The 23,822-nt window shown below is 64.6% G+C and carries 29 protein-coding genes (1 of these 29 cut by a window edge); 26 read left to right on the top strand and 3 right to left on the bottom strand.

Annotation, left to right across the window (positions count from 1 at the left end; translation table 11 throughout):
- The 5 genes in view from AC1RRW_RS12970 to AC1RRW_RS12950 are tightly spaced (at most 33 nt apart) and all read left to right on the top strand, a layout consistent with a single transcriptional unit that may run on beyond the window.
- On the top strand, positions 1-120 hold the 3' portion of the coding sequence (locus tag AC1RRW_RS12970) for a hypothetical protein (RefSeq protein ID WP_492901186.1). It extends 183 nt beyond the left edge of the window; only the last 120 of its 303 coding nucleotides appear in the window; the start codon falls outside the window, past its left edge; the stop codon is at positions 118-120.
- Entirely contained in the window at positions 117-548 is a 432-nt protein-coding gene (locus tag AC1RRW_RS12965; RefSeq protein ID WP_492901185.1) for a PIN domain-containing protein, read from the top strand. The genes AC1RRW_RS12970 and AC1RRW_RS12965 overlap by 4 nt, the downstream gene beginning before the upstream one ends.
- Positions 549-578: 30 nt before the next feature.
- Entirely contained in the window at positions 579-1,427 is an 849-nt protein-coding gene (locus AC1RRW_RS12960; RefSeq protein WP_492901184.1) for a hypothetical protein, read from the top strand.
- A gap of 19 nt (positions 1,428-1,446) precedes the next feature.
- Entirely contained in the window at positions 1,447-2,376 is a 930-nt protein-coding gene (locus AC1RRW_RS12955; protein ID WP_492901183.1) for a hypothetical protein, read from the top strand.
- A gap of 33 nt (positions 2,377-2,409) precedes the next feature.
- Positions 2,410-3,828: a hypothetical protein gene (locus AC1RRW_RS12950; protein WP_492901182.1), complete on the top strand. Its 1,419-nt coding sequence runs from the start codon at positions 2,410-2,412 to the stop codon at positions 3,826-3,828.
- A gap of 13 nt (positions 3,829-3,841) precedes the next feature.
- Here AC1RRW_RS12950 and AC1RRW_RS12945 read toward each other — a convergent pair whose 3' ends face one another.
- Both AC1RRW_RS12945 and AC1RRW_RS12940 read right to left on the bottom strand, forming a co-directional pair.
- On the bottom strand, positions 3,842-4,726 hold the full coding sequence (locus tag AC1RRW_RS12945; protein ID WP_492901181.1) for a nucleotidyl transferase AbiEii/AbiGii toxin family protein: 885 nt from the start codon (positions 4,724-4,726) through the stop codon (positions 3,842-3,844).
- A complete protein-coding gene (locus AC1RRW_RS12940) occupies positions 4,717-5,808 on the bottom strand; it encodes a type IV toxin-antitoxin system AbiEi family antitoxin (protein WP_492901180.1) in 1,092 nt (363 codons plus the stop codon). Before AC1RRW_RS12940 ends, AC1RRW_RS12945 begins: the two co-directional genes overlap by 10 nt.
- 381 nt (positions 5,809-6,189) lie before the next feature.
- On the opposite strand from AC1RRW_RS12940, the gene AC1RRW_RS12935 reads away from it, so the two are divergent.
- The 4 genes from AC1RRW_RS12935 to AC1RRW_RS12920 all read left to right on the top strand — a co-directional run bounded on the left by AC1RRW_RS12935 (position 6,190) and on the right by AC1RRW_RS12920 (position 11,997).
- A complete protein-coding gene (locus AC1RRW_RS12935) occupies positions 6,190-7,383 on the top strand; it encodes a DUF932 domain-containing protein (RefSeq protein WP_492901179.1) in 1,194 nt (397 codons plus the stop codon).
- A 170-nt stretch (positions 7,384-7,553) separates the two neighbouring features.
- Positions 7,554-9,650 (top strand): ParB/RepB/Spo0J family partition protein, encoded by a 2,097-nt coding sequence (locus AC1RRW_RS12930; protein WP_492901178.1) that lies wholly within the window; start codon positions 7,554-7,556, stop codon positions 9,648-9,650.
- A gap of 57 nt (positions 9,651-9,707) precedes the next feature.
- Positions 9,708-10,760: a DUF7146 domain-containing protein gene (locus AC1RRW_RS12925; RefSeq protein WP_492901177.1), complete on the top strand. Its 1,053-nt coding sequence runs from the start codon at positions 9,708-9,710 to the stop codon at positions 10,758-10,760.
- 313 nt (positions 10,761-11,073) lie between these two features.
- On the top strand, positions 11,074-11,997 hold the full coding sequence (locus tag AC1RRW_RS12920) for a DUF2493 domain-containing protein (protein ID WP_492901176.1): 924 nt from the start codon (positions 11,074-11,076) through the stop codon (positions 11,995-11,997).
- 12 nt (positions 11,998-12,009) lie between these two features.
- On the opposite strand, the gene AC1RRW_RS12915 is transcribed toward AC1RRW_RS12920, so the two are convergent.
- The gene (locus tag AC1RRW_RS12915) at positions 12,010-12,747 is read right to left on the bottom strand and encodes a hypothetical protein (protein ID WP_492901175.1); all 738 of its coding nucleotides are present in this window, start codon (positions 12,745-12,747) and stop codon (positions 12,010-12,012) included.
- A 294-nt stretch (positions 12,748-13,041) separates the two neighbouring features.
- Between AC1RRW_RS12915 and AC1RRW_RS12910 the strand changes: the two genes are divergently transcribed.
- The 17 genes from AC1RRW_RS12910 (at position 13,042) to AC1RRW_RS12830 (ending at position 23,803) form a co-directional block, all read left to right on the top strand.
- On the top strand, positions 13,042-13,617 hold the full coding sequence (locus tag AC1RRW_RS12910; protein WP_492901174.1) for a hypothetical protein: 576 nt from the start codon (positions 13,042-13,044) through the stop codon (positions 13,615-13,617).
- 254 nt (positions 13,618-13,871) lie between these two features.
- The gene (locus AC1RRW_RS12905) at positions 13,872-14,039 is read left to right on the top strand and encodes a hypothetical protein (RefSeq protein ID WP_492901173.1); all 168 of its coding nucleotides are present in this window, start codon (positions 13,872-13,874) and stop codon (positions 14,037-14,039) included.
- Between the two features lie 132 nt (positions 14,040-14,171).
- Positions 14,172-14,612 carry a hypothetical protein gene (locus AC1RRW_RS12900; protein ID WP_492901172.1) on the top strand — a complete coding sequence of 147 codons (441 nt, stop codon included), beginning with the start codon at positions 14,172-14,174 and terminating at the stop codon, positions 14,610-14,612.
- 597 nt (positions 14,613-15,209) lie between these two features.
- Positions 15,210-15,536: a DUF736 domain-containing protein gene (locus AC1RRW_RS12895; protein ID WP_492901171.1), complete on the top strand. Its 327-nt coding sequence runs from the start codon at positions 15,210-15,212 to the stop codon at positions 15,534-15,536.
- A gap of 156 nt (positions 15,537-15,692) precedes the next feature.
- On the top strand, positions 15,693-15,914 hold the full coding sequence (locus AC1RRW_RS12890; RefSeq protein WP_492901170.1) for a helix-turn-helix domain-containing protein: 222 nt from the start codon (positions 15,693-15,695) through the stop codon (positions 15,912-15,914).
- 171 nt (positions 15,915-16,085) lie between these two features.
- The gene (locus AC1RRW_RS12885) at positions 16,086-16,361 is read left to right on the top strand and encodes a DNA -binding domain-containing protein (protein WP_492901169.1); all 276 of its coding nucleotides are present in this window, start codon (positions 16,086-16,088) and stop codon (positions 16,359-16,361) included.
- A 100-nt stretch (positions 16,362-16,461) separates the two neighbouring features.
- On the top strand, positions 16,462-16,869 hold the full coding sequence (locus AC1RRW_RS12880; protein ID WP_492901168.1) for a transcriptional regulator domain-containing protein: 408 nt from the start codon (positions 16,462-16,464) through the stop codon (positions 16,867-16,869).
- Complete coding sequence (locus AC1RRW_RS12875) at positions 16,784-17,224, top strand: DUF2285 domain-containing protein (RefSeq protein WP_492901167.1); 441 nt, start codon at positions 16,784-16,786, stop codon at positions 17,222-17,224. Before AC1RRW_RS12880 ends, AC1RRW_RS12875 begins: the two co-directional genes overlap by 86 nt.
- Positions 17,225-17,364: 140 nt before the next feature.
- Positions 17,365-17,646 carry a helix-turn-helix transcriptional regulator gene (locus tag AC1RRW_RS12870; protein ID WP_492901166.1) on the top strand — a complete coding sequence of 94 codons (282 nt, stop codon included), beginning with the start codon at positions 17,365-17,367 and terminating at the stop codon, positions 17,644-17,646.
- A gap of 15 nt (positions 17,647-17,661) precedes the next feature.
- Complete coding sequence (locus tag AC1RRW_RS12865; RefSeq protein ID WP_492901165.1) at positions 17,662-18,720, top strand: replication initiator protein A; 1,059 nt, start codon at positions 17,662-17,664, stop codon at positions 18,718-18,720.
- Positions 18,717-19,355: a ParA family partition ATPase gene (gene parA / locus AC1RRW_RS12860; protein WP_492901164.1), complete on the top strand. Its 639-nt coding sequence runs from the start codon at positions 18,717-18,719 to the stop codon at positions 19,353-19,355. Before AC1RRW_RS12865 ends, parA begins: the two co-directional genes overlap by 4 nt.
- Positions 19,352-19,606 carry a hypothetical protein gene (locus AC1RRW_RS12855; RefSeq protein ID WP_492901163.1) on the top strand — a complete coding sequence of 85 codons (255 nt, stop codon included), beginning with the start codon at positions 19,352-19,354 and terminating at the stop codon, positions 19,604-19,606. Before parA ends, AC1RRW_RS12855 begins: the two co-directional genes overlap by 4 nt.
- The gene (locus AC1RRW_RS12850) at positions 19,603-20,121 is read left to right on the top strand and encodes a DUF2840 domain-containing protein (protein WP_492901162.1); all 519 of its coding nucleotides are present in this window, start codon (positions 19,603-19,605) and stop codon (positions 20,119-20,121) included. Before AC1RRW_RS12855 ends, AC1RRW_RS12850 begins: the two co-directional genes overlap by 4 nt.
- Positions 20,118-20,660 (top strand): S26 family signal peptidase, encoded by a 543-nt coding sequence (locus AC1RRW_RS12845; protein WP_492901161.1) that lies wholly within the window; start codon positions 20,118-20,120, stop codon positions 20,658-20,660. Before AC1RRW_RS12850 ends, AC1RRW_RS12845 begins: the two co-directional genes overlap by 4 nt.
- 67 nt (positions 20,661-20,727) lie before the next feature.
- Positions 20,728-21,063, top strand: coding sequence for a DUF736 domain-containing protein (locus AC1RRW_RS12840; protein ID WP_492901160.1), 336 nt, complete (start codon positions 20,728-20,730; stop codon positions 21,061-21,063).
- A gap of 3 nt (positions 21,064-21,066) precedes the next feature.
- On the top strand, positions 21,067-21,792 hold the full coding sequence (locus AC1RRW_RS12835; RefSeq protein WP_492901159.1) for a lytic transglycosylase domain-containing protein: 726 nt from the start codon (positions 21,067-21,069) through the stop codon (positions 21,790-21,792).
- 247 nt (positions 21,793-22,039) lie between these two features.
- Complete coding sequence (locus tag AC1RRW_RS12830) at positions 22,040-23,803, top strand: relaxase/mobilization nuclease domain-containing protein (protein ID WP_492901158.1); 1,764 nt, start codon at positions 22,040-22,042, stop codon at positions 23,801-23,803.
- Positions 23,804-23,822: the final 19 nt, after the last annotated feature.

The raw sequence follows: 23,822 nt of genomic DNA, 5'->3' as shown, positions 1-23,822 counted from the left end.
GTCGCAGGCGAGCCGCCGAAGCCCGGTAACATCCTGACTGCTTTGCGGCGCTCGCCCCTGGTCGGCGCCGACCTTGATCTTTCCCGCCCGCGTGAAGAGGGGCGCAAGGTCGATCTGTGACGCGCTATCTTCTCGACACCAACATCATCAGCAACATCGTCAAGCCGGCGCCTTCCATGCTCCTCATGGCATGGATGGAGGGCCGACGCGACGAGGAGTTGTTCATTGCCTCGTTGACCGTCGCCGAAATCAAACGCGGCATCTTCGAAATGCCTCGCGGGAAGAAGCGCACGGCCCTCGATACATGGTTTTCGGGGCCGGACGGGCCGCAGGCCCTCTTCGCCGGCAGGATCCTGTCGTTCGATGACAAGGCTGCTCTTGTTTGGGCACGGCTGATGGCGGAGGGCAGGGCTGCCGGACGTCCTCGTAGTGCGCTCGACATGATCATCGCTGCGGTCGCCGGCGCCCATGATTGCGTGGTCGTGACCGACAACGAGAAAGACTTTGCCGGCCTTCAGTTCGTGAACCCACTTCGGTCCGAGCCGTAAAATCCAGTTCAACGCCTCCTGGTAACTCCGATGCTGCAATTTGATGGAAACTGGCGCTTCGACAGCCCCGGTCCGATTGAACCGGCTGCCGTCCATGCCTTTCGCGATCTGATCGACCGCATCTGCAACCAGGGTGACCGCAGAACCATTCTGGAGCGCTTCAAGTCCCGCTTCGCCGGTGCGGGCAGTATGCCATACCACCCGAGCAGCAGCGTGAGCTGGGCTTCCGACGATCTCGACAAACTCATGAATGCGGCGAGCGTAAATGCGCCGCTGTTCATCGAGGCCTTCTACGACGGCTGCAGCGAGATTGCCGATCGGTGGCCCGACATAACCTTTCCGGACGTCGCGCGTCTCAACCGCATTCTGGCCGATACGGGCGCCGGCTACCAACTCGATCCGCCGGCTTTGCGCGCGACCCGGGCTCATATTCCAATCGCCGTGCCGGAGCAGCCGCCGTCTCTCGACGCGCAGGCATCGGCCCTGATCGCGGCAGCGCTCGATGCCTCCGAGCGTGCTCTGTCACAGGGAAACGGCCGACAGGCCGTTCAGGAGGTCCTGTGGTTGCTGGAGACCATCGCCACCGCGTTCCGCGGTCTCAACGTTTCCGACGCCAGCATCCAGGGCCGCTACTTCAACAAGATCATCGGCGAGCTCCGCGCGCGAGGCCGCGGCCATCAGGAGCAAATCCTGCAATGGATGATGACGCTGCACGGCTACCTGTCGTCTCCGACCGGCGGAGGCGTCCGGCATGGCACCGATCTGAACGAGGGGCTCGCGCTCGGCATCGACGAAGCTCGCCTCTACTGCAATCTCATCCGCAGCTACCTCACGTTCCTCATCGCGGAGCATGATCGCATCAGCCGGCTGACAGCGTGACAATTCGAAACGGACAATCGTGACACGCATCTTCGACTTCGACGGCCCCAACCTGAATAAAGGCTTTATCAACCTCAGAGCCGCTGAGCATCCCGAGGAAAAGCGCCTGCACGGCATCATCGAGGGCATGTGGGAGCGCTATGAGCCTTATGCCGATCCCGATTTCCGCGACGGCTTCGCTCGCGACGTCGATGCGCGCTTCTGGGAAATGTATCTCGGCTCGACGTTCCTTGAGGCCGGACATGCGCTGCTGCCGACGTCCGAACGGTTGCGGGACGGCGGGCAACCGGACCTTTGCGTCCTGACTGACAATGGGCGCATCTGGATCGAGGCCATCGCACCGGACGAGGGTGGCCCTGGCCCCGACCAGGTCACGCGCCCCGTCCCGATGAACGAAGGTGGCGGTCTTTTCGCGGCGCCTGTGCGCCAGGCCCAATTGCGGATGACGAGTGCATTCTGGACCAAGTTCAAGGTCATCCAGAAATACCTGAAGGAAGGTGTCATCGGCGCGGACGAGGTGCGTCTGATCGCAATTAGCGCCAGCCGGTTCGGCGTCTACGTCCCCGAACACCCTCCACTGATCCTGACGTCGCTATTCCCGATCGGTGACGCCTACATCACCATCGATCGCGAAACAGACGAGGTGGTCGAGCAAGGATATCACGCATCACCGGAAATCGCGCGCCAGGGAAAGCCAGTCGAGCGCACCGCTTTCCTCAACCCGCTTTTCAGCGACGTCTCCGGCGTTCTCTGGTCGCGCATCAGCCTTGGAGTACTGTCCCGAAAAATCCGCCCGCTGACCTATGTTCACAATCCCTTGGCGACGCGCCCGCTCGGGCAGTGCTGGGGCGTGTGGGACCGCGAATTTGTTACGGTGATCGACGGTGAGGATTGGGAGGCAACCGATATCCTAGCTCCCCAGGATGAGCCGGATCAGCCCGGGGCGTGAAACGGCGGGAGGGCGTCGGGCAGGGGATTAGGGATGCGCAAGATTCCGCAGTGGGAGTTTGATTTCTATGCGCTGTCGCTACCGCGTGGGCACGGCTTTGGCGAGGAGCCGCCGGTCGCGGCATGGGGGTCGAATGACGGAAACGGCTGCGGCATCGCCACCCACAACGCCAAGAGCGATGCATTCGGCTTGATCCTTGTGCGGCGAAGGGTGGATTCCGTTTGGACGGTCACCAGGCGCGCTGGCGGCTTCGCAACGATCGACGCCGTGGGCAAGGCCCTCGAGTCCGACCTTGCGGACGGGTTGGCGCGCGAGCCGTTGCCGCCCGGTGCTGTTATGCGCGCACCGCTCTTCGATCTCGCCGGCCGCGAGCCGAGCGAGGTGTTTCGCATGCTGGCGAACGACACTCATCAACCGGCGGCATGGGCGCTGAACCAGCTCTACCTCGCGCTGCCGAGGCCCGATCGCAACTGGGTGAGCGATTGCCAGACAACCAACTTTCATACGCGACTATGGGAAGCGCAGCTTCTCGCTTCCTTCCGTGAGCAGGGACTGCTTGTCGAACAACCCTTTGAATCGCCGGATTTTCGCATTGAAAACCGGCTTGGTGGTGAGGCCTGGGTGGAGGCCGTTACAGCCAACCCGGCTGTCCCGTACAACCACGTCAACGCCCCCTTCGCAGACGTGCCTACCGATCGCGAGGAGATATTCTTCGGCGCGGCGGCGTTGCGGTTCGCCAAGACTATCGGCAACAAGCTCGCCCGGCGATACGATCAGCTTCCCCATGTTGTTGGCAAGCCGTTCATCCTGGCCGTCGCCGACTTCCAGGCATCCGGCTCGATGAATTGGAGCCGCGAAGGCCTGATCGGTTATTTGCATGGAATGGGCGCTACGGTCGCCGAAGTCGATGGTGAGGCGCGCGCCGTGCCGATGGCCGCAGAACATTTGCTGGGGCCCGCGCGATTTCCTGCCGGGCTGTTTGCAAATGATCAGCATGCCGAGCTGTCTGCCGTGATTTTTTCCAATGCGTGCTCGATGGCCAAGCTTAATCGTGTCGCCGTATCGGGTGGCGGGGCGCCTGAAGGCTATCGGTACACGCGCTACGGCAAATTCTTCGACCGAACGCCCGGTGCCTTGGAGGGCAACCTGTTCTGCCTCGACATCACGAGTGAGGACTATCGTGGGCTCTGGCCGCACGGCTACGAGCCATGGACGGCTGAAATGGAAGTCTTTCACAATCCCTTCGCGAGACACCCCGTTCCCTTCGAGCTACTGCCCGCGGCGACCCATTGGTTTGAACAGGATGGTGAGTGGGTGTGCAGTACCGTCTACGAAACCTCGATCCTGTGGTCGCAGACGCTGATTTCGGGCATCGACAAGCCAGTGCCCACACTCGATGATCTCCTCCGCAACGTCGCCTGGGGCTCGGGAATGGGCAATTCCGAGACATGACGCGGCAGGAAAGCTAAAAGGCAGGAGCCGCACTAGCGCCAATCAGTCCGAGGGCCTTCATCCAGGCATGCACCTGGCCAAAGGCGTCCGTCTGCCACTGCTCTGGCGTGCGGTCGCCGATATGCGGCGTCCCCTCGACAAACTGGCGCACCCAGACCGGCCCGATCATATCCTCTTTCGCGAATTTCTCCGCGATCCCCTGATAACCTTCGCGCGCATCCTTGATCTCGAGCAGTGGTCTGCAGACATCTGCGAGCGCTTCGGGGCCGCCCTCGTAGTTGCGGATGCAATAATAGACGTCATAGGCGTCCTTGCGCTTCTGGCGGCGCAGCAGCGCATGGCCCTTCATGGCCAGTAGCGCCGGGATCGACGCCACGGCAATTTGCACACGATTATGCCCGCCGCCGGGCATGACGCCTTCGATCGCCGTCAATTGAGGAAAGCGCACGGCCAGATCAGCGCCCGAGGCGCGCTGCACTGCGAACTCCGACAGGAGAGGGGGGATGTGCTTCTCGATCTCGACGTCGCGCGGCATCAGGAAGTCGACGATCACCTCGACCGGCGGACCGCCATCGGCCACTTCGACCATGCGAACAAGCTGGAATTTCCGGTGCGCCTTGCTCTGCGCATAACCGTTGCCCATGAGGGCTTCGACCAACCGGACATATTCGCCGTCGCCAAGGGCTTCTGCGTCCAGCGTAAGGTCGATGTCGATCGTACCGACGTGTTGCATGTCGTCGGCTTCCAGAAGCAGCCACGGCACCGCGCCGCCGACAACGGCGAACTTGCCCTCGAAGCTTCCAAGGATCTGCCCGATCTCCATGAGCGCGGATTTGACCGCGTCGCTGACGCGGTCGGTGTAGTCGGCGGCGGATTGTGGATCAGGCGCTACTGCCATTTGAGCAACTTTTCTCGGAGGTGTTCAGCGGCCTCACGCCCCCGGTCATCGAGGTGCGAAAGGTCGAGATAGGTCAGGATTGGAGAGGACACGGGCGGCGCGCCGGGAACCTCGACGCGCTCCTTCAGAATGGCCGGATCATCCGGTTCGATGACTTCGACATTGGCGCCGCTCTTCGAAGGCTTCAGCTTCAGCGCCTCGATCAACTCCGGCATGACCGTCGTGTCCACATAGAGCGTCGTCATGTTGCCGCGCATATAGGGAGCAAGCCACTGTGCTGCAGAAAGGCCGCCAAGCATGGCGTGCCCTTCCGTGTCGGGCCGGCTCAACGCCTCGCGAAGCGCTTCCTCCAGCTGGCGCCCATGCAGAATGCTGTACCAGGACGAGCGCTTGCCACGGACCGGCTCGTAGGAATCACGCCAGGCATCCAGCAAGGCATCCGGCGCTGTCAGATGAACGCCATCCTCGTCGACCGTCGCCCACTCCCTGTCGAGCAGCGCCGATCGTACATTGCTCGCATGACCGAGGCTGACATCCGATGCGGCGGCGAGATCAGCGACCTTCCAGGCCTCTGCCGGATCGCGCAAAAGCGTGCGCAGGACCTGTCCCGCCTTCGGCGAGAACACGGCGCGAAAGTTCCGCGCCACTGGCTTGGGCTTGTCGGTTGTTTCCCGCTCGATGAAGACGCCGTCGAAAGCGATCCGGCAGTTGCCGGCAAGGTCGAGCCAGCCCATTTTCGCGTCCACACAAATCTGGCGCGACTCCGGAGAGAGCCAGGTGGCAGCGACGAGGGGCACGACGACGTCGGCGTTCGCAACAAGATGGCGTCTCGCCATGTAGGCGTAGAGCTGGTCTACCGCGCTTCGGACCTGCTTCGGGTATCCTGGCTCTTTCACCTCGCAAACGAGCGTGATGACACGGTCGGCCATTTTGACGTGAGCGAGGATATCAGGGCCCTGCACCGACATATTGGGATGGGTTCGCAGGTCCCACTCCCTGTCGATGGATTGGATTTCGAGCGACGGAATCCGCTCCAACTGCTGGCGCAGTGCGTCAGCGAGCTGATTTTCGACCTCTTTCACTCGATCGTCGGGTTTCATTGTATGGTGAAATAGATTTTTTCAGTGAAATTGTCAATCGATTTCATCAGAGAGAGGCGTTTCACTGCTCGGTGAAATCCTTTCTGCCAGTGAAATCGTTAGTGCCCAGGCAATTTGCGCGCTGAGCAGTGCCGGAAGAGCCAGTGGCTGACGGAACCCGTAATCTGAGACCCATCGAGCCGCATTTACGGAAACGTGCAACTGGGAAAGTCTTCCCCTGCGGCCGGGCCACGGTCTCGGCCGACCCCTTCTGCGGGAGATCCCCGCAAGGCCCCGTGGAAGAGTGAGAGTGGGGATCGGAGATCCGCGACGGGTTGAGTGTCGAGAGAGAGGCTTCCGGCGCCCGTCATGGAGTTTGGTCCCATGAACATGCAGGTTCTTGACGCCCGCCGCGACATGAGCGGCGGATACAAGGTGGATGTGAGCCGCGGCGAGCGGATCGGCCGCGTTTCCTCGGAGTGGTTCTCGCGCCCCGATGACGAGCGCTACCTGTCCTTGTCGGAGCTGGCGGATTCGGTACGGAGCCGGTCGGAACGCAGTCGGACACGCGTGGTGGAAACCAGGTTCCTCCACGTCGAGGCGAGCCGCAGTGATCCCGAACGACTGTCCCTGATCCTGCCGGGCTCGGACACGCCCGTTGCGCCGACCCACTGGAGCTTCGGCCAGCTCGCCAGCCAGGTCGGTGCTCCCGCCGCCTATCTGCGCCAGCTTCCCGCGGCGCTGGCCGGCATAAATCTGCAATACGGCCTGACCTCACATCGAGCCGAGCAGATCAAGACGCTCGAAACCGACAACGGCCGGATTGAGCTGCGCGCCGTCACCGGCCCCGACTATGGTAGGATCTATGATCACGAGCTGGTCGAGGCGGTGCAACGGATTGCCGGCAACGGTACGGGCGACACGCGCTGGAAAGTGCCGGGCGCGCTAGACTGGTCGACAGGCGTCTACAATCCCCGCGTCGACATCACGAAGGACACGACGACGCTCTATGCCTCCGACCGCGACGTGTTCCTTTTCCTCGTCGATGATCTCAACCCCATTGAAGCTGGCCGGCTCCCCGATGGCTCGCCCGATCTGTTCTTCCGGGGCTTCTACGCCTGGAACAGCGAGGTCGGGGCAAAGACACTCGGCATCGCCTCCTTCTATCTTCGGGCGGTCTGCCAGAACCGAAATCTGTGGGGCGTCGAGGATTTCGAGGAGATCACCATCCGCCATAGCAAATATGCGGCGTCCCGTTTCTCCCACGAAGCTGCGCCGGCGCTGCTGAATTTCGCGAACTCCTCGCCGATGCCGTTCATCAACGGCATCAAGGCAGCGCGCGAACGGATCGTCGCGAGATCCGACGAGGACCGCCCCGAATTCCTGCGCAAGCGCGGGTTCTCGAAGGCCGAAACCGGCAAGATCATCGAGACCGTCCTGGCTGAGGAAGGTCGCCCGCCGGAGTCGATCTTCGACTTCGTGGCGGGCATCACCGCAGTCGCCCGCGACAAGCCTCATCAGGATGCGCGGCTCGAACTGGAGGGTAAGGCCAAGAAGCTGCTCGATCGGGCGGCCTGACATCCGTGAAGCCGGAGATACGCGATTCAGCATCTCCGGCTTTGCGCCTTCGTGCCTTTCCGTTTCTCCGTATTCGTGGCGCTGCCCTCGAGAGTCAGAGGGCGGCGCTTCGCTTTGTGACGAGTTTGGGTTCGAGAGAGGCTCTCGGCGCTCGTCGCGGAGTACGAAACATGGCAACCGCCGTTCGGAAGATCACCCTTTCGCCCTCGCGCGACATCCCCTTCAATCAGCTCGTGCTGAGCCAGGCCAATGTCCGGCGGGTCAAGGCCGGCGTCTCGATCGAGGAACTGGCCGAGGACATTGCCCGGCGCGGCCTGTTGCACGGCCTCTGCGTCCGATCGGTCGCCGACGAAGCCGGTGTTGAGACCGGCATGTTCGAGATCCCCGCCGGTGGCCGGCGCTATCGCGCGCTCGAACTGCTGGTGAAGCAGAAGCGGCTGGCCAAAACCGCGCCGGTTCCCTGCGTCGTGCGCGAAGGCGGCATCGCCGAGGAAGATTCCCTGGCCGAGAATGTCCAGCGCGCCCCGCTCCACCCGCTCGATCAGTTCCGTGCCTTCCTGGCGCTGCGCGAGAAGGGCCAGTCCGAGGAGGAGATTGCGGCCGCCTTCTTCGTCTCGGTCAATGTCGTCAAGCAGCGGCTGAAGCTCGCTTCGGTCTCGCCGGCGCTGCTCGATGTGTATGCCGAGGACGGCCTGACGCTCGACCAGCTCATGGCCTTCACCGTCTCGGGCGATCATGAACGCCAGGAGCAGGTACTCGAGCGGCTGAAGGTCGCTTACGACAAGCAGCCCTACGTCATCCGCCGCATGCTGACCGAGGGCGCGGTGCGCGCCTCCGACAAGCGGGCGCAGTTCGTCGGCATCGACGCCTATGTCGAGGCTGGTGGTCCGATCATGCGTGACCTCTTCCAGGGCGATGACGGCGGCTGGCTGCAGGACGTGGCGCTGGTCGACCGCCTGGTCGCGGAGCGGCTGGCCCGCGAGGCGGATACCGTTCGGGCGGAATGCTGGAAGTGGATCGAGATCGCGCCCGATTTTGCCTATGGCCATAGCTTCGGCCTGCGCCAGCTGCGCGGCGTGCCCGTGCCCCTCAGCGCCGAGGAGACAGCCACGCGCGACACCCTGCAGAGCGAGTACGATCGCCTGTCCGAGGCATACGACAGCGTCGACGACTTGCCGCACGAGGTCGATGAGCGCCTCGGCGAGCTGGAGACGGCGCTCGAATCCCTCGCGGCTCGGCCGCTCGCCTTCGATCCGAGCGAGATCGCCCGTGCCGGCGCTTTCGTCAGCATCACCCCGGATGGCGATCTGCGCGTCGAACGCGGCTTTGTCCGGCCGGAGGATGAACTGCCGGTCGAAGCGGCCTCCGAGGACGAGCAGACGCGCGCCATGGCTGCGGACCACGACCATGCCGCCGACACCGTCATCGCGGATGCCGAAATGTCGCCTGAGCCCGAGGAGGACGAAGGCCTCTCGCCGATCTCCGACCGGCTGATGACGGAGCTGACGGCGCACCGTACGCTCGGCCTGCGCCAGGCGCTCGGCGAGCAGCCTGATGTCGCCTTCCTCGCAGCGTTGCACGCGCTGACGCTGAAGGTCTTCTACCACTACGGCTCGGATAGCTGTCTGGAGCTCGAGCTGAAGAGCGTCGGCTTCGGCGCGCAGGCTCCGGGTTTGAACGACAGCGCCTCGGCCGAGGCGATCCGGTCCCGGCACGACGACTGGGCGAATAGGCTGCCGACCAAGCCTGTCGATCTCTGGGATCAGCTCCAGGGCTGGGATAACGACAGCCGCTCGGCCTTGTTCGCCCATGTCGTCAGCCTGTCGGTCAATGCCGTGCATGAGAGCTGGAATCGCCGGCCGCGCGCCCTCGCCCATGCCGACCAGCTAGCGCGGACCGTCGATCTCGACATGGCGGCGGCCGGCTGGCTTCCGACCGTGGACAGCTTCCTCGGCCGCGTCACCAAGGCCCGGATTCTCCAGGCTGTCACCGAGGCGAAAGGTGAGCGGGCCGCCGACCGGATCGCGCATCTCAAGAAGGGCGACATGGCACGCGAAGCGGAGACGGTGCTCGCCGAAACCCGTTGGTTGCCCGAGCCGCTACGCACGCCGAAGCGGAGTGACGCGGAAGCGGGCGAGCCACAGGCAACGGACGCCGCCGTCGAAGAAACGTCGGCGAACGTCGGCGAAACGGCCATGGACGAAGGCGACGGCTTCGCCGACGATCAGGATGCCGAGAACGTCCCCCACACGATCGCGGCTGAATGACACCTCCCTCGACTCTGGCCCGCCGGTGACGGCGGGCCTTTTTGCTGGAGGCGCAACATGTCGCGAAAGCCGCACGATCTGGCGTGCCGCCTTGCCGATCGGGCCGAGGCGGTATGCCGCCACTATCTTTCCAATGGCCGCCGCCAGGGGAACTACTGGCAGGTCGGGGATGTGCGCAACACGCCAGGCCGATCCATGTTCGTGCGGTTGAAGGATTCGCCGAAAGGCCGGGCTGGCAAATGGACCGACGCCGCGGCGCCGGGCGAACACGGTGATCTGCTCGACGTCATCCGTGGAAGCTGCGGCTTGATCGCCTTCGCCGATGTCGTCGCGGAAGCGCGCCGCTTTCTCAGCCTGCCGGATCAGCAACTGGAACCGACGGCACACACGCGCAATTCGCCCGCATCGACCGGCTCGTCCGAAGTGGCACGGCGGCTGTTCGCCATGTCGAGGCCGATCGGCGGCACGCTCGCGGAGACGTATTTGCGCCATCGCGGCATTACGGCTTTGCACGACACCGGCGCACTGCGCTTCCATCCGCATTGCTATTATCGTCCGGACGAGCACGCGCCGACGCAGACATGGCCAGTGATGATCGCTGCCGTCACCGATCTCTCCGGCAAGCTGACCGGCGCGCACCGGACCTGGCTCGATCCTGATGGTTTCAGCGAAGCTCATCTCGGCCGCGCTCCGATCGAGACACCGCGGCGCGCGCTAGGCGATCTGCTCGGATGTGCCGTCCGTTTCGGCATCGCCAGCGACGTCATGATTGCTGGCGAAGGCATCGAGACCACCTTGTCGATCCGTTCGGCACTCTCCTCGCTGCCGGGCATGGCGGCTCTTTCCGCTGCCCATCTCGCGGCGATCCTGTTTCCCGAGACGCTTAGGCGGCTCTACATCGCCCGCGACAACGATCCGGCGGGAGACGGCGCGATGACAATCCTCATCGAACGGGCCCAGGCGGTCGGGATCGAGGCGATCGTGCTGACGCCGCGATTGGGCGACTTCGACGAGGATCTGCGCCGGCGCGGTCTCAAGGCCCTCAGAGCGAACTTGCGGGTACAGATCGCGCCGCAGGACGTCGCGCGCTTCATGGCATTGGCGGCATGATCGGAACGGGGAAAGCGATGCAGCGTATCCCTGTCATGTTCTGAGCAACATGAGATTCCTCCCGGGAGGGCCGCGTCCCCGGCCTTCTCAGAGGGCGATCGGGCGTCAGGCGACCCGGATCGGCAATGGCTTCCGCCGACGATTTTCCGGCGCCCCTGCGGGGCTTTCCATCGCGAAGCAAAATCGCCGGCCTTCGCCATCCTCCACTGCGTTCCGGCCCTGCGCTGCCGCTGCGGGTGCAGGTCCGGGTCGCCTGCCGCCTTCGTCGCCATGAAGGCCGCGATGGACGCGGCCAAGCCGCGAGGAAGCCGCCATGACCAACGCCCACGACACCGAGCGGCATCACGCCGCGTCCCCAACCGACCACGTCCTCCAGGAACTCCAGCTCTACGGCTATCGCCCCTTCGAAGACGAACCCGATCCCCGGCCGCTCCCCGAAGGCGACACCGTCGCCGGTAGCATCGCCGACATCTTTGACGCCCTCGTCGTTGCCCTCTCCGACACGCGCCTCGAGCCCGACCTCGACGAGCTGCTCTGGTCGACGGTCAATCTCTTCCACCGCGCCACCACCCGGATCGAACGGGAACTCGATGACAACGAGCTCGCCCAGCAGCGCCTCCAGGGCGAGCAGGACGGCTCCGAGGTGAAATCGGTCGAGCTGGAGCGCCTGACGGCACAGGGGCAAACCCTGCTCGAACGCCGCGATACCTTCGAGCTCATGCGCGACCAGGCCGCCGAGCTGTTCGAGCGCCATACCCAGGCGATCTGGCGACCGCGTACCGGCTCGATGGTCAACCACCGCAATCTGACCGCCGCGATGATCGATAGTCGCGACTTCCTGATGGCGAAGAAGCGGGCTGAGCAGGAAGTACTTCTCCCGCCTGGCCCCAAGATTGTCGTCACCGGCGGACTGGACTTCAACGATCACCGGCTGATCTGGGCCAAGCTCGATCAGGTCCACGAGAAGCACTCTGACATGGTGCTGATCCACGGCAAATCCCCGAAGGGCGCCGAAAAGATCGCGTCGCTCTGGGCCAAGAACCGCAATGTCCCGCAGATCGGCTTCGCACCCAACTGGACGAAGCACGGCCGCGCAGCGCCCTTCAAACGCAACGACGAGATGCTCGATGTCGTGCCGAAGGGCGTGATGCACTTCCCCGGCACCGGCATCAACGACAACCTCGCCGACAAGGCCAGGAAACTCGGCATCCCGGTCTGGAAATTCGGCGGCGCGTGAGCGCCGCCGTCCTCAACCTTCAACCATCCCAGGCGACGAAGGTGTTCGAGACTGCTCACGCCAGAACTGCGTACTGTGGTTGTTCAGACCGCGCGTATAGGAATCGACCGTCACCTTGAAGGTGTCCGGAATTTTGTCGCCTTCGCGACCCTCCCTGAAATAATCCCTGACCGAATAGAGCGCTCCTGTCATGAGATGCTCCCAGGTTTGAAGCAGCCTGTATTGAAGCTCCTCCTCCCGCTTGGCCGCACTCGGCTTTCGCTTCGGCGCCGGGGTCGAATAGTCGGGACGCAGATCCACGTCATGGACGAATGTGATGCTGCCGTGGTTCCACTCATCATCGGCCGACTGTCGCCACCGATAGTAAACCCTGACACTCATATGTTGGCTGAAGTGAAAGGGCTGCATAATGTGGTCGTCGACAACGAAGAGCTCCGATTCCTTGGCTTCGGTCTCCATTCGTTGCTTCATAGCCCGGACGGCGAAGATCACCTCGCGACCCGCGCGTCGAAGCGTATCCTCCGTTTGCTCACGCTTTCGCGATGATCTGGCGTCGCGATGTTTCGCCAGAGCCTCGACGAAGGACTGGTATTTGCCCGCAACATAGGGACCGCAGTTCGCGAGCGCGAAGCGCTGGAGACCGCTTGATCGCTCCTCTTGAATCGCCTGGTCGAGGAGCCCGTCCAATTCCGTCGTGTCGAGCGCCGCGAGCGCATTCTGCTGATCACGCGGGATATAAAGCTCTCCCATACCGGCTCCCCGTTTCTTCTACTGCTGCTGCAATCATCGCCATGGGCTAGGGCCGAATCCGCAGACTGCGAGTCAGTCGCGGCAAGATTAGTCGACGCAAGGCGACTTGGCACCGTGAAGCCGATGACATGACGCCCATCCCCGGCACCGGCGGCAGCCTCGGACGACAACGCGAAGAAGCCTAACATCCGTGTCCGGATGCTCGGCGACCCGCAGGCTCCGCCTTCAAATTCGCTCCGGGCAAGGTTCGTTGTGCTACATGGCCGACAATCTCAGAACGATGCCGGTGAATCGATGGGAATTAGCGACGAAGACTTCAAACCACATATGGAAGCGGCCGCGAAGGGAGGCTTTGCGATAGACCCGCCGGGCTATGAGCGCCTGACACAGTGGACGCACATGATGATGAACCTGATCAGCGCACGCAAGAACTTCGAATGGATGCGCGACGAGCCCGCTGATCTCGACGACACGGACAAGGCCTTTCGAACGCAGGCCCACTTCGTCGCGGCGCTGACGGCATACGGCCGATGCTACGCGTCATCCGGCCCGGGCATTCCGATGCTCGACGCGAAGAAAGTCTATAATGGCTCAGCGGACGGCATGGAGGTGCATCGCCGTCTGATCGAGCTCCGCAACACCATTGCGGCCCATACCGACAAATCCGACCTGGTGCGCCTCACGCTCGCGGTGAAAGACGAGCCGGATCGCGTCGTCATTCGTCACTTGAGCACGAGCGCGGTCCCCCTCGGCGAGTTGCCCGACTTTCTGGAAGCCGTCACCCACACCGAGCATTTCGTCACAGTCAGTTTGAACAAGCAGCTCGATCACCTGGAGGCGCAGATCGGCAAGCGGATCGTCCTCGACTGAGGCAGAGGCGGACGCGGAAGGCAGCTCGCCGGGAACGCGAAACCGGCAAACCCTGCGGTCGGAGAACCACCCCCGCTTCATGTCGCTGATCCTTGTTCCAGCCGACGGCCTGACGCCATCAACCCTTAACGGGTCGGACTACGCAAAGCGTGCCGCCGCGCCGGCTTTGCCTGCGTGGTGATTGCGGCCATCGGCCGAACATATCGGGCGCCTGTCAGCGGGGATGGTCCTCCGCCCCAACAGGAGCCGGATCGATGTCCTTCCCCGACGCACATGCCTTCGCCTTCAGCCTCGCCGCCACCCTGATGGTCGCCATCGTCATCTTCCGGGCCGGCGACGGAACACTCTCGGTCGTGCCCGCGGGCGAATACGACGGCGACATCTCGGAGATCGTCCATAAAATCGACCCTCACGCCGCATGAGGCGGCGCACAGGGACCGGCGGAGCGGTGAATGCCGCTCCCCTTCCAGCCTCGCTTTCGCTAACGTGCAGGCCGCGCCGCGGTGGTGGTGGAAGGCGCAGCCGTCAGACTTCCTGTCACGGAGACCATCACCATGATCGCTCTCGCCATCATCGGCTCGCTATCCGCTATTCTCGCGATTTGCTGGCTCGTGTTCTCGCTGGCCGCCTTCGCCCTGCCTGCCTTCATGGGTGTTAATGCAGGGATTTGGGCCTTCCAAAGTGGCGCGGGCATTCTCGGCGGCATCGTCGTCGGGTTGATTGCCGCCGCCGCGACCTTTGGCATCGGCCAGTTCCTGCTGGTCCTCCTGCGTCCGACCTGGGCGAAGCTGCTTGTGGCGCTGGCCTTTGTCGTACCTGCCGTCATTGCCGGTTATGCCGCGACCCATGGCATCGTGAAGCACCTGATGCCCGGCGAGGCTTGGCAGATCGCCTTCTCCATCATCGGCGCGGTTGCCACTGCCGGCACGGCTTTCATTCGCATCACAACGATGGCGGCGCCCGACCCCTCGGGACAGCGCGTTTCGCGGGTCTGATCCCGCGCGGGGGCTTGCAAGGAGGCAGCAGCTGATCCCCGAGCTCATTGTCAGAAGAGTTGGCAAAGTCCGGCATCGGGCGACGCGCGATCTGCGTCGAACCCGACCAGGCGCGTCCGTCGGAGCTGGGGTTGGGGTAGCGGTGTCAGCCGACACAGCCGAACACCGCTGCAATAGCTGACGCGCCGACGGTGGCGGACAGACATCGCGATGTGAGCGCGTAGCCAGCGGGGTGAGTTTCGATGATCACACTGGAAAACGGGTTGCTGCTGGCGGTATGAAGGTTGCGAGAGGCCGCCATGGCGGCTGTCCCCGATCCCATCTCGTTTGAGCGAGCGCACCGAAGCGGTCTCATCGATGGAGAGATCTGGCCGAAGGGCGGCTTCGCCTCGGTCGCCTTCGACGCAACAGCGCATCGCGACTTTCTTCCCCTGGCGGCTGCGCCGCCATTCCTCGCGCACCAAGAAACTCGCTCTCGCGCCGTCCTCCGCTGACGCTCCAGCCCAAGGGTGCGTCGGCGACCGCCTCCGGCCTGTCGATCACCATCGAGACCGCAATGGTGCGGGCTCGAGACAGACAGGATCGAGGAGGAACACCATGGCCACCATCGGCACCTTCAAGAAGACCGGCGCGAACGAGTTTTCCGGGGAAATCGTCACTCTCAGCGTCCAGGCTAAGGGCGTCCGCATCGTCCCCGACATCCGCGCCACCGGCGAGAACGCTCCCAGCCACCGGGTCGTCGTCGGCCGAGCTGAGATCGGCGCCGCCTGGTCCAAGCGCTCCAACGAGGGCCGCGATTATCTGGGCCTTAAGCTCGACGATCCGAGCTTCAACGCCCCGATCTACGCAAACCTCTTCGACGATGAGGACGGCGAGGGTTACAGCCTGATCTGGTCTCGCCCGAGCCGCCGCAACGGCGAATAACTCCCACCGAAGCCCCGCCCGACCAGCCGGGCGGGGCGACAATGTCCCAAAGCGACCTATTGGCTCACCAACGAGAGAGCCGCAGTTGTTGTCGCCGACACGATTCCCTAGTTTACTGGGTGGCGACGGACCGGGGAACGCGACGACCTCATCCGCATGAGATTGCGGGAGATCGTCGCGAAAAATTTGCGCAAGCTGAGGCACGCCAAGGGCTTGTCGCAGGAAGAGCTTGCTGATCGCGCGGGGATCAATCGCAACTATGTCGGAATGCTGGAACGAGAAGAGCACGCCGCCACGGTCGACATGCTGGAGAAGCTTGCCGATGTGCTTGGGGCTGATCCGATGGCGTTCTTCGATACCAGCGATCCATCCGCTTAAATTGGTGAGTGGAATCTGCTATTTTTGCCGGTGGTTGCTGCATGCCAACCCCGGTTTATCAGCATGGCACGAGGGCCTGACACAGCCTCTCTTCTCGGTGCATGCAGAAATGATACCGGGATCGCTCGACAGCACCGGCCGAACCGTTGCCGCACGATCTTGGGGGAGATGATGGCAGCGCCGATTTTTCTCGATGAGCCGCCGACTGGCGAGACGCTCACGGCGTATGACCGCGAGCACATGATGCTCTATCTGCGGCTGCTCGACGCGGCGCGTGACGGCGCCGATTGGCGCGAAGCCGTCCGCATCCTCTTCGAACTCGATCCCGATGCCGATCCCGAACGCTGCCGCCGCGTTCACGACGCCCATCTGGCGCGGGCCCGGTGGCTCAACGAACAAGGCTATCGCGAACTCGCCCGAGAGAGCCGGCCGAAGCAAGAGCGGTGATGTCGTGGCGGCATCACCCTTTGCCGCATGGGTTCATTGACCGAAGCAACCTATCCGCGAACCCTACCTCCCCCCACAAGCGGCGGAACGGAGGACCACGATGACACCAGATGCGTCCAACTGGCGCTCGGCGGCGGCCTATCGCTATGTCGAGAGCCTAACCGCCTCGGATCTCGCCTGGGAATGGCTCCGCCGGAATGACGGCTATGACCAGGATTTCGAGGCGCTGACCCAGACCACAAACGACCCGCAACCACTACTGGCCCGAATCCGGGAACGGTGGGGCCTGCGATTTCCCGGTCGATCCGCTCAGCACTCCGCCTGCGGCGCCGGTGTTCTGGTCCTTCGAGGACGACGACAGCATCATCTTGCTCGTCCCGGCCCCGACGCATCTCATCACGGATCGCGAAACACCGAGCCTGATGGCCGGTTCCGACGGGGACGCGAACTTCATCGCCTACGATCTCGGCGGCGGACAGCGCCTCCAACTCGAACACGTTGGCGATAGACGGCAAGCGACGGCCGTTGCCGCGCTGGTCCCCTTCGATCGCGACGGCTTCGCCCGTCTGGAATCGATCCATCGCCTGCTCGCAGCGCTTCTCGGCCGCGCCGTCCCGCCCGATACACGGCTCACACGGCAGCAACGCCTCCGCTACCGCAGGATGCTGCAGGCGATCGACGGCTATCGTCATGGCGCCAGCCAGCAGGAGATCGCTCGGACGCTCCTGCGAACACCACCACTTGGCCGCGACGAGTGGCAGGCCTCCTCGGCGCGCCACGCGATCAAGACCCTGCTCAGGGATGGGCGCGCCCTGATCACGGGCGGCTATCGCAAACTGCTTCGTCATCGCAGGCGACCTTAGCCCATCGGAACCCCGCCCCCGGTGGGCGAATTTGATACCCCCCAAATTCGCCCTGCACCTCGCCGGTTCCGCTTCGCCATCGTGGCCCTCGTCAGCCGCTGCCCTCCAGCGGTCCCCACGAGCCCACGGAGGTTCGCGCAATGCGATCTGATCTCGCCGTTCTGCCGCCGCGCTTCCTGCGCACCAAGGAAGCTGCCGAATTCCTGAGCTTGTCCGCCCGGACGCTGGAAAAGCATCGGACCTATGGGACCGGCCCGGCCTATCGCAAGCTCGGCGGCCGCGTCGTCTACGCCGTCGACGACCTCCAGGCCTGGGCCGAGCGCGGCGCCGTGACCTCGACCTCCGATCCGCGCGGCACAGTCCTGCCGGCCAAGCGTCATAGCCCGACGCCACCGGCTCATTCCGGCCGCTACGCGCGCTGATCGCGCGACCTCCCCTTGGCAGCACGATCTCACCCTCTCTCGGAGCGCGGACAGCTCGACCTGTTCCAGGCGCTCCCCGGCGAGTTCGCGCCCCGTGATGCGCAGGACCTCATGGCCTATCCGTTCTTCTCCCTCGCCAAATCCAAACGCATCGCGCCGATCGACTTCAGGGCCGGCGATGTCACCATCCGTGTTGAAGCGGTGCCCGACCACGGCATGGCCACCATCTGGGATGCCGACATCCTGATCTGGGCAGCGAGCCAGATCGTCAATGCGCGCGATGCTGGCTTACGCACCTCCCGGCTGATGGCGACAACGCCCTATGAGATTCTGACCTTCGTCGGCCGTGGCGTCTCGCTCCGCGATTACATGCGCCTGAAGGCGGCGCTCGACCGGCTGCAATCCACCACCGTCGCGACCTCGATCCGTCAGCCGGCGGAAGGTCGCCGCCATCGCTTCTCCTGGATCAACGAATGGCAGGAGCGCACGGATCGCAACGGCCGCCCTGTCGGCATCGAGCTGATCCTGCCTGACTGGTTCTATCGCGCGGTCCTCGACGATGCGCTCGTGCTCACCATCGACCGGGCGTATTTCGATCTGACCGGCGGGCTCGAGCGCTGGCTCTACCGCATCGTGCGCAAGCATGGCGGCAGGCAGCGCGATGGCTGGCGCTTCGATTTCGGCCATCTCTACCAGAAGTCCGGCAGCCTCTCGCCGTTCAAACGCTTCGCCTTTGAGCTGCGCGGCATCGTCCGCCGCCAGCCTCTGCCTGGCTACTCCCTCTCGATCGAGGTCGAGAGTAGCGGACGCCTTCTCCTCGCCTTCGAGCCCACCCCGCCCTGTGGACAGGCTGTGGAAACGCTCGTGCTATCGGGAACCGCCGATATCGTGCCATCAGGAACCCGACTATCGTGCTATCAGGAACTTAAATCGGGTCTAACCCACGGATTTCGCAGTCAAATTCGTGCCCGTAACTTAGAGTCTAACGTAGACTCTAACTTTTTAGAGCGCGCCTGCGCTGTGCAGAACCCGGTTGTGCGGAAGCGCAATGGCCGCTCGGGAGACGCGACATGATCGTCGCGCTCCTCAATCAGAAGGGCGGTGTCGGCAAGATGACGCTGGCGCTGCATCTCGCGGGCGAATGGGCCGGAAAGGGAAAGCGGGTCACGCTGGTCGACGCGGACCCGCAAGGCTCGGCGCTCGACTGGTCGCAGCAGCGCGGCCGCAGCGGCCTGGAGCGCCGGTTCGGCGTCGTCGGCCTGGCGCGCGACACGCTCCACCGCGAAGCGCCGGAACTGGCGCGGGGTGTCGATCATGTCGTGATCGACGGTCCGCCGCGCGTCGCTGGGCTGATGCGCTCGGCGCTGCTCGCCGCCGACCTCGTGCTGATCCCGGTCCAGCCATCGCCGCTCGACGGCTGGGCATCGGCCGAGATGCTGGCGCTCCTCTCGGAAGCGCGCATCTATAGGCCAGAACTGCGGGCGCGCTTCATCCTCAACCGCTGCGGTGCCCGCACCGTCATCGCCCGCGAAACCGCCGAGACACTCGCCGATCACGATCCGCCGGTGCTGCGCACGACGATCGGGCAGCGCGTCATCTACGCCGATGCCGCGCAGTCGGGCCGGCTCGCCTTCGAGATCGATGACGATGGTCCTGCGGCGCGCGAGATCGCCGCGCTCGTCACCGAAATCGATCGGATCGCGCCATGAGCACGGGGCCCGGCAAGCGCGGCTTCGCAGCACGCCCGTCCAGTCCGGATGCGTGGATCAAAGCTCCTGAAGGCCAACCGAGCCGCGCGGCGGATGCGCCCATCTTCACGGCGCGCCTGACCATCGATGTGACGCCCGAGCTGCGTGGCCAGATCAAGATTGCCGCGTTCGGGCGCGGCGTCACCGTCGCCGAGATGCTTCGCGAGCTGCTTGCGCGCGAGTTCCCCCTGTCCCCCGGAGATCCGTCATGACCGGCATCGCGCATTCCGGCATGCGCAGCCGTCCGCTGCCGGACGGGCCGGCGCCGTTCACCACATTAGTCGAGCTGACCTTCCAGAAGCAGAAGATCGAGCATTGGATCCGATTCGGTTCCACGAGCTACGATCAAATCCTCGACCGCCGCCGCCGTATCGTCGGCTTCGCACCCGACAGCATCTTCGCCTTCGTCCGATGGGCCGCCGGCCAGCACGGCACGATCATCTCGCGCATCGACATCGTCCGCGCGATCGGGCGCGGCGAGCCGTTCCAAACGCTCCCCTTCGTCCGTCCCGGCGGCGAGATTCTGCTCAAGCTCGAAGGCTGGCCCAGGGTCGAGCGCGTGCTGCAGGCGATCGATGCGATCGAGCAGCTCGGCATCGATCCGGAAGCCATCTCGCCCGATCACTGGCGCCATGTCCACAATCGCCTGACCGTCGGCGCTGAGCCGCACGCCTACAGCCGCGATCAGCATCGGGCGTTCCTGCTGCGCCGGCGAGTCGAGCCATGACGCGCTGGTCCATCATCGCGACGATGCTGGTCGGCACAGCCGCCGTTGCGTTCGGCAGTGTCGCGACCGCGCCGGTCCGGCTGATCTGGAACAGCTCGGCCAGCGTGCCGGTCGGCTTGTATGCGATCGCTACGGCGGAGCCGCTCGCGCTCTCGGACTTGGTCGCGGCACGCGCACCGGATCCGATCGAGCGCTTCATGGTGGCGCGCGGTTTCATCGCCGCCGGCGTGCCGTTGCTGAAGCGCGTCAGCGCCCTGTCAGGGCAGACCGTGTGTCGTATCGGCGGCGCGATCACCGTCGATGGCACCCGATTGGGTGAGGCCCTCGCGCGTGATCGTTACGGCCGCGAACTGCCGAACTGGCAGGGCTGCCGCGAGCTCGCTGAGGGCGAAACCTTCCTGATGAACGCGGCGCCGGACAGCTTCGACAGCCGCTACTTCGGCCCATTCCCAGCTCATTCCGTCATCGGCCACGCCACCCCGCTGTGGACCGATGAGGCCGGCGACGGCCGCTTTCGCTGGCGCGCGTCAACGCGCTGAACGCGCCCCACCAGCGCCGCCGCTCGCGCCCGTTTCACGTCACCACCGCAGCAGGAAGGAGTTTCCGATGGCTCAGATTGGACAGTTTACGCGCCAGGCAACCGGGTTTTCCGGGTGCGTCCACACGCTCGCGCTCAACCTCGACGTCGCCATCGTGCCGGCCGAGCCGAGCGATGCCGAGAACGCGCCGGATTACCGGCTGCATGCCGAAACTGAGGACGGCCCGGAGATCGGCGCCGGCTGGACGCGCAACAGCGAGAAAGCTGGCGAGTACCTCTCGATCCACCTCGATGATCCGAGTTTTGCGCAGCCGATCCGCGCCAGACTGTTCCGGAACGGCGACGATGCAGCCTCCTGGTCGCTGCATTGGAGCCGCCAGCGAGAACGCGGCGAGAAGGGCTAAGCGATGCCCGATCGCCGCAACAGCGCCCGGCGCCTCGCCCTCCTTCTCCTTTCCGGCCTAATTGCCGGATCGGCTCCGATCGGCACGGCGGTGACGCCCGCGGCTGCCATCGAACAGGCCGCGGCGAGTGATCCGCACGGCGCTCACATCGCCGAAGCCGCACGGCGCTTCGGCATTCCCGCAGACTGGATCGGTGCGGTCATACGCGTCGAGAGCGCGGGCGATGTCCGCGCTGTGTCCGCCAAGGGTGCGCGCGGCCTGATGCAGATCATGCCGACGACCTGGGCGGAACTGCGCACCCAATTGCAGCTCGGCGCCGATCCCTTCAATCCGCGCGACAACATCCTGGCCGGCACCGCCTATCTGCGCGAGCTGCATGATCGTTACGGCTCGCCGGGTTTTCTGGCGGCCTACAATGCTGGTCCTGGGCGCTACGAAGAACACCTCGCCGGGCGTCCATTGCCGGCCGAAACCCGCGCTTATGTCGCGATGCTGCGCCCTCTTATGGGGGGCGGTCCGCTCGCCGGGATCGTGCCGACCGCCCGCACATTGCCGCGCCGCTGGCAGGATGCGCCCCTCTTTATCGGAGCCGCCCTTGCGACCCCCGCGCCACTCGAGCGGCGTCCGGCGGTAACGGCCGAACGCTCTTCGTCCGGCAATCACTCGGCAATCGCGCCGCAATCGAGCGGTCTATTCGCTGTGCGTGCTGACGCCGGACGGCCGCGATGACGACTTTCGCGTCATGGCGCTGTCTGGCGTACCCGCGGAAAGGATCTGCGGGAGGGAGGGGAAGCGCAGAGAGGAACGACAGGGGAAGGCAAGATAAAAGCGCCAGCGCAGTCGACGCTCAAGTCATTGACGTGACTTGGCTTTCTTCCTGCACGGCAGGCGGTCGCGGGCATGCTGCCCGGTTTTTGGCAATGATTTCAACGGCTGCGCATGCACGCAGCGCCACTGCCTCGCCGCGGTGGCCGTGATGAGCGAAGGCGACAGCGACTTTCGCATTAAGCCCGGCCGCATCCGCTCGACGCGGGCGCCCAAGGCAAAGAGCTTCGTCCAGCAGGTCCTGCGCGCCGCCCAAAAGGCCGGGCACCACGAGGGCGGCTTTTCGAAGACCTCGACCGGCACGCGGCGCGCTCACTCGACCTTCGGCCGAGGCCGCAATGCTTTCGGCCGCTCGCGTCTGTTCGGCAGTTCGCGCCGTGTCGTGGTCGCCGCCCGCATCGCCCGCCATCAGGGCAAGGCATATCGCTCGGCGCCACTGACCAGCCATATCGGCTACCTCAAGCGCGAGGGCGTCAGCCGCGATGGCGAGAAGGGCGTTCTGTTCGATGCCGGGACCGATCGCGCCGACGACCTCGCCTTTGCCGATCGCTGCAAGGACGACCGGCACCACTTCCGCTTCATCGTCTCGCCCGAGGATGCGGCCGAGATGACCGACCTCAAAGCATTCACCCGCGATCTCGCGCGCCAAATGGAGACCGATCTCGGCACCCGCCTTGACTGGGTCGCCGTCGATCACTGGAACACCGACAATCCCCATGTCCATCTGCTGGTGCGCGGCGTCGACCAAACCGGCGTCGATCTCGTGATCTCGCGCGACTATATCAGCCGTGGCCTGCGCTCGCGGGCCGAGGAGCTGGTCGACATCGAGCTCGGCCCGAAGCCCGAGCACGAGATCCGCAACGCCCTCGAAAAGGAGATCACCGCCGAGCGCTGGACCCGGATCGATGGCGAGATCCAGCGTGCCGCCGACGAAACCGGTTATATCGACCTGCGCCCCGATCAGGCCGGACCTTCCGATCCCGAACTGCGCCGCCTCATGGTCGGCCGCCTCCAGCATATCGAGAAGATGGGCCTCGCCATCGAAGGTTCCCCCGGACAATGGGTGGTCGGGCTCGAAGCCAAGCGCACGCTGCGCGATCTCGGCATCCGCGGCGACATCATCAAGACCATGCACCGCGCCTTCAGCGAGCGCGGCCAAGATCGTGGCTTCTCCGACTTCGTGATCGACGGCGGCGCAGCCGAAGCGCCGATCATCGGCCGTCTCGTCGATCGCGGTCTGCATGACGAGCTGAGCGGTGAAGCCTATGCCGTCATCGATGGCGTCGACGGGCGCGCGCACCATGTCCGCTTTCGCGACGTCGACGCCTTCGAGCGCGCTCCGGCCAATGACGGCATCGTCGAGGTCCGTCGCTTCGGCGGGCCCGAGGACGAGCGCCCGACCCTCGTGCTCGCCACCCGCTCCGATCTCGATCTGCAGGCACAGGTCACGGCACCCGGCGCGACTTGGCTCGACCATCGTCTTGTCGAACGCGAGGCAATGCCGCTGTCGCAGGCCGGATTCGGGCGCGAGGTGCGCGACGCCATGCTGGCGCGGGCCGAACATCTCGCCGATCAGGGACTGGCGCGCCGCGACGGTCCGCGCATCGTCATGCAGCGCAACCTCCTCGCGACGCTACGCCGGCGCGAACTCGATACCGTCGGCGAGAAGCTCGCGGCCGAGACCGGCCTGCCACATGTGAAGGCGCAGACAGGCGAATACGTTGCCGGCACTGTGCGCCAGCGCCTCACCCTCTCCTCCGGCCGCTTCGCGATGATCGATGACGGGCTCGGCTTCCAGCTCGTGCCGTGGTCGCGCGATCTCGAACGCAAGCTCGGCCAGCACGTCGCCGGCGTCGCCAAGGATGGCGGCGGCATCGAATGGGCGCTCGGCCGCAAGCGCGATCTCGGCATCTGACAACCACGGAAAGGGTCTC

The organism is Allobosea sp. GW821-FHT12C12, from assembly GCF_058807355.1.
Note: the sequence above shows the minus strand (reverse complement) of the source record. Positions and strands in the feature narration are given on the sequence as shown.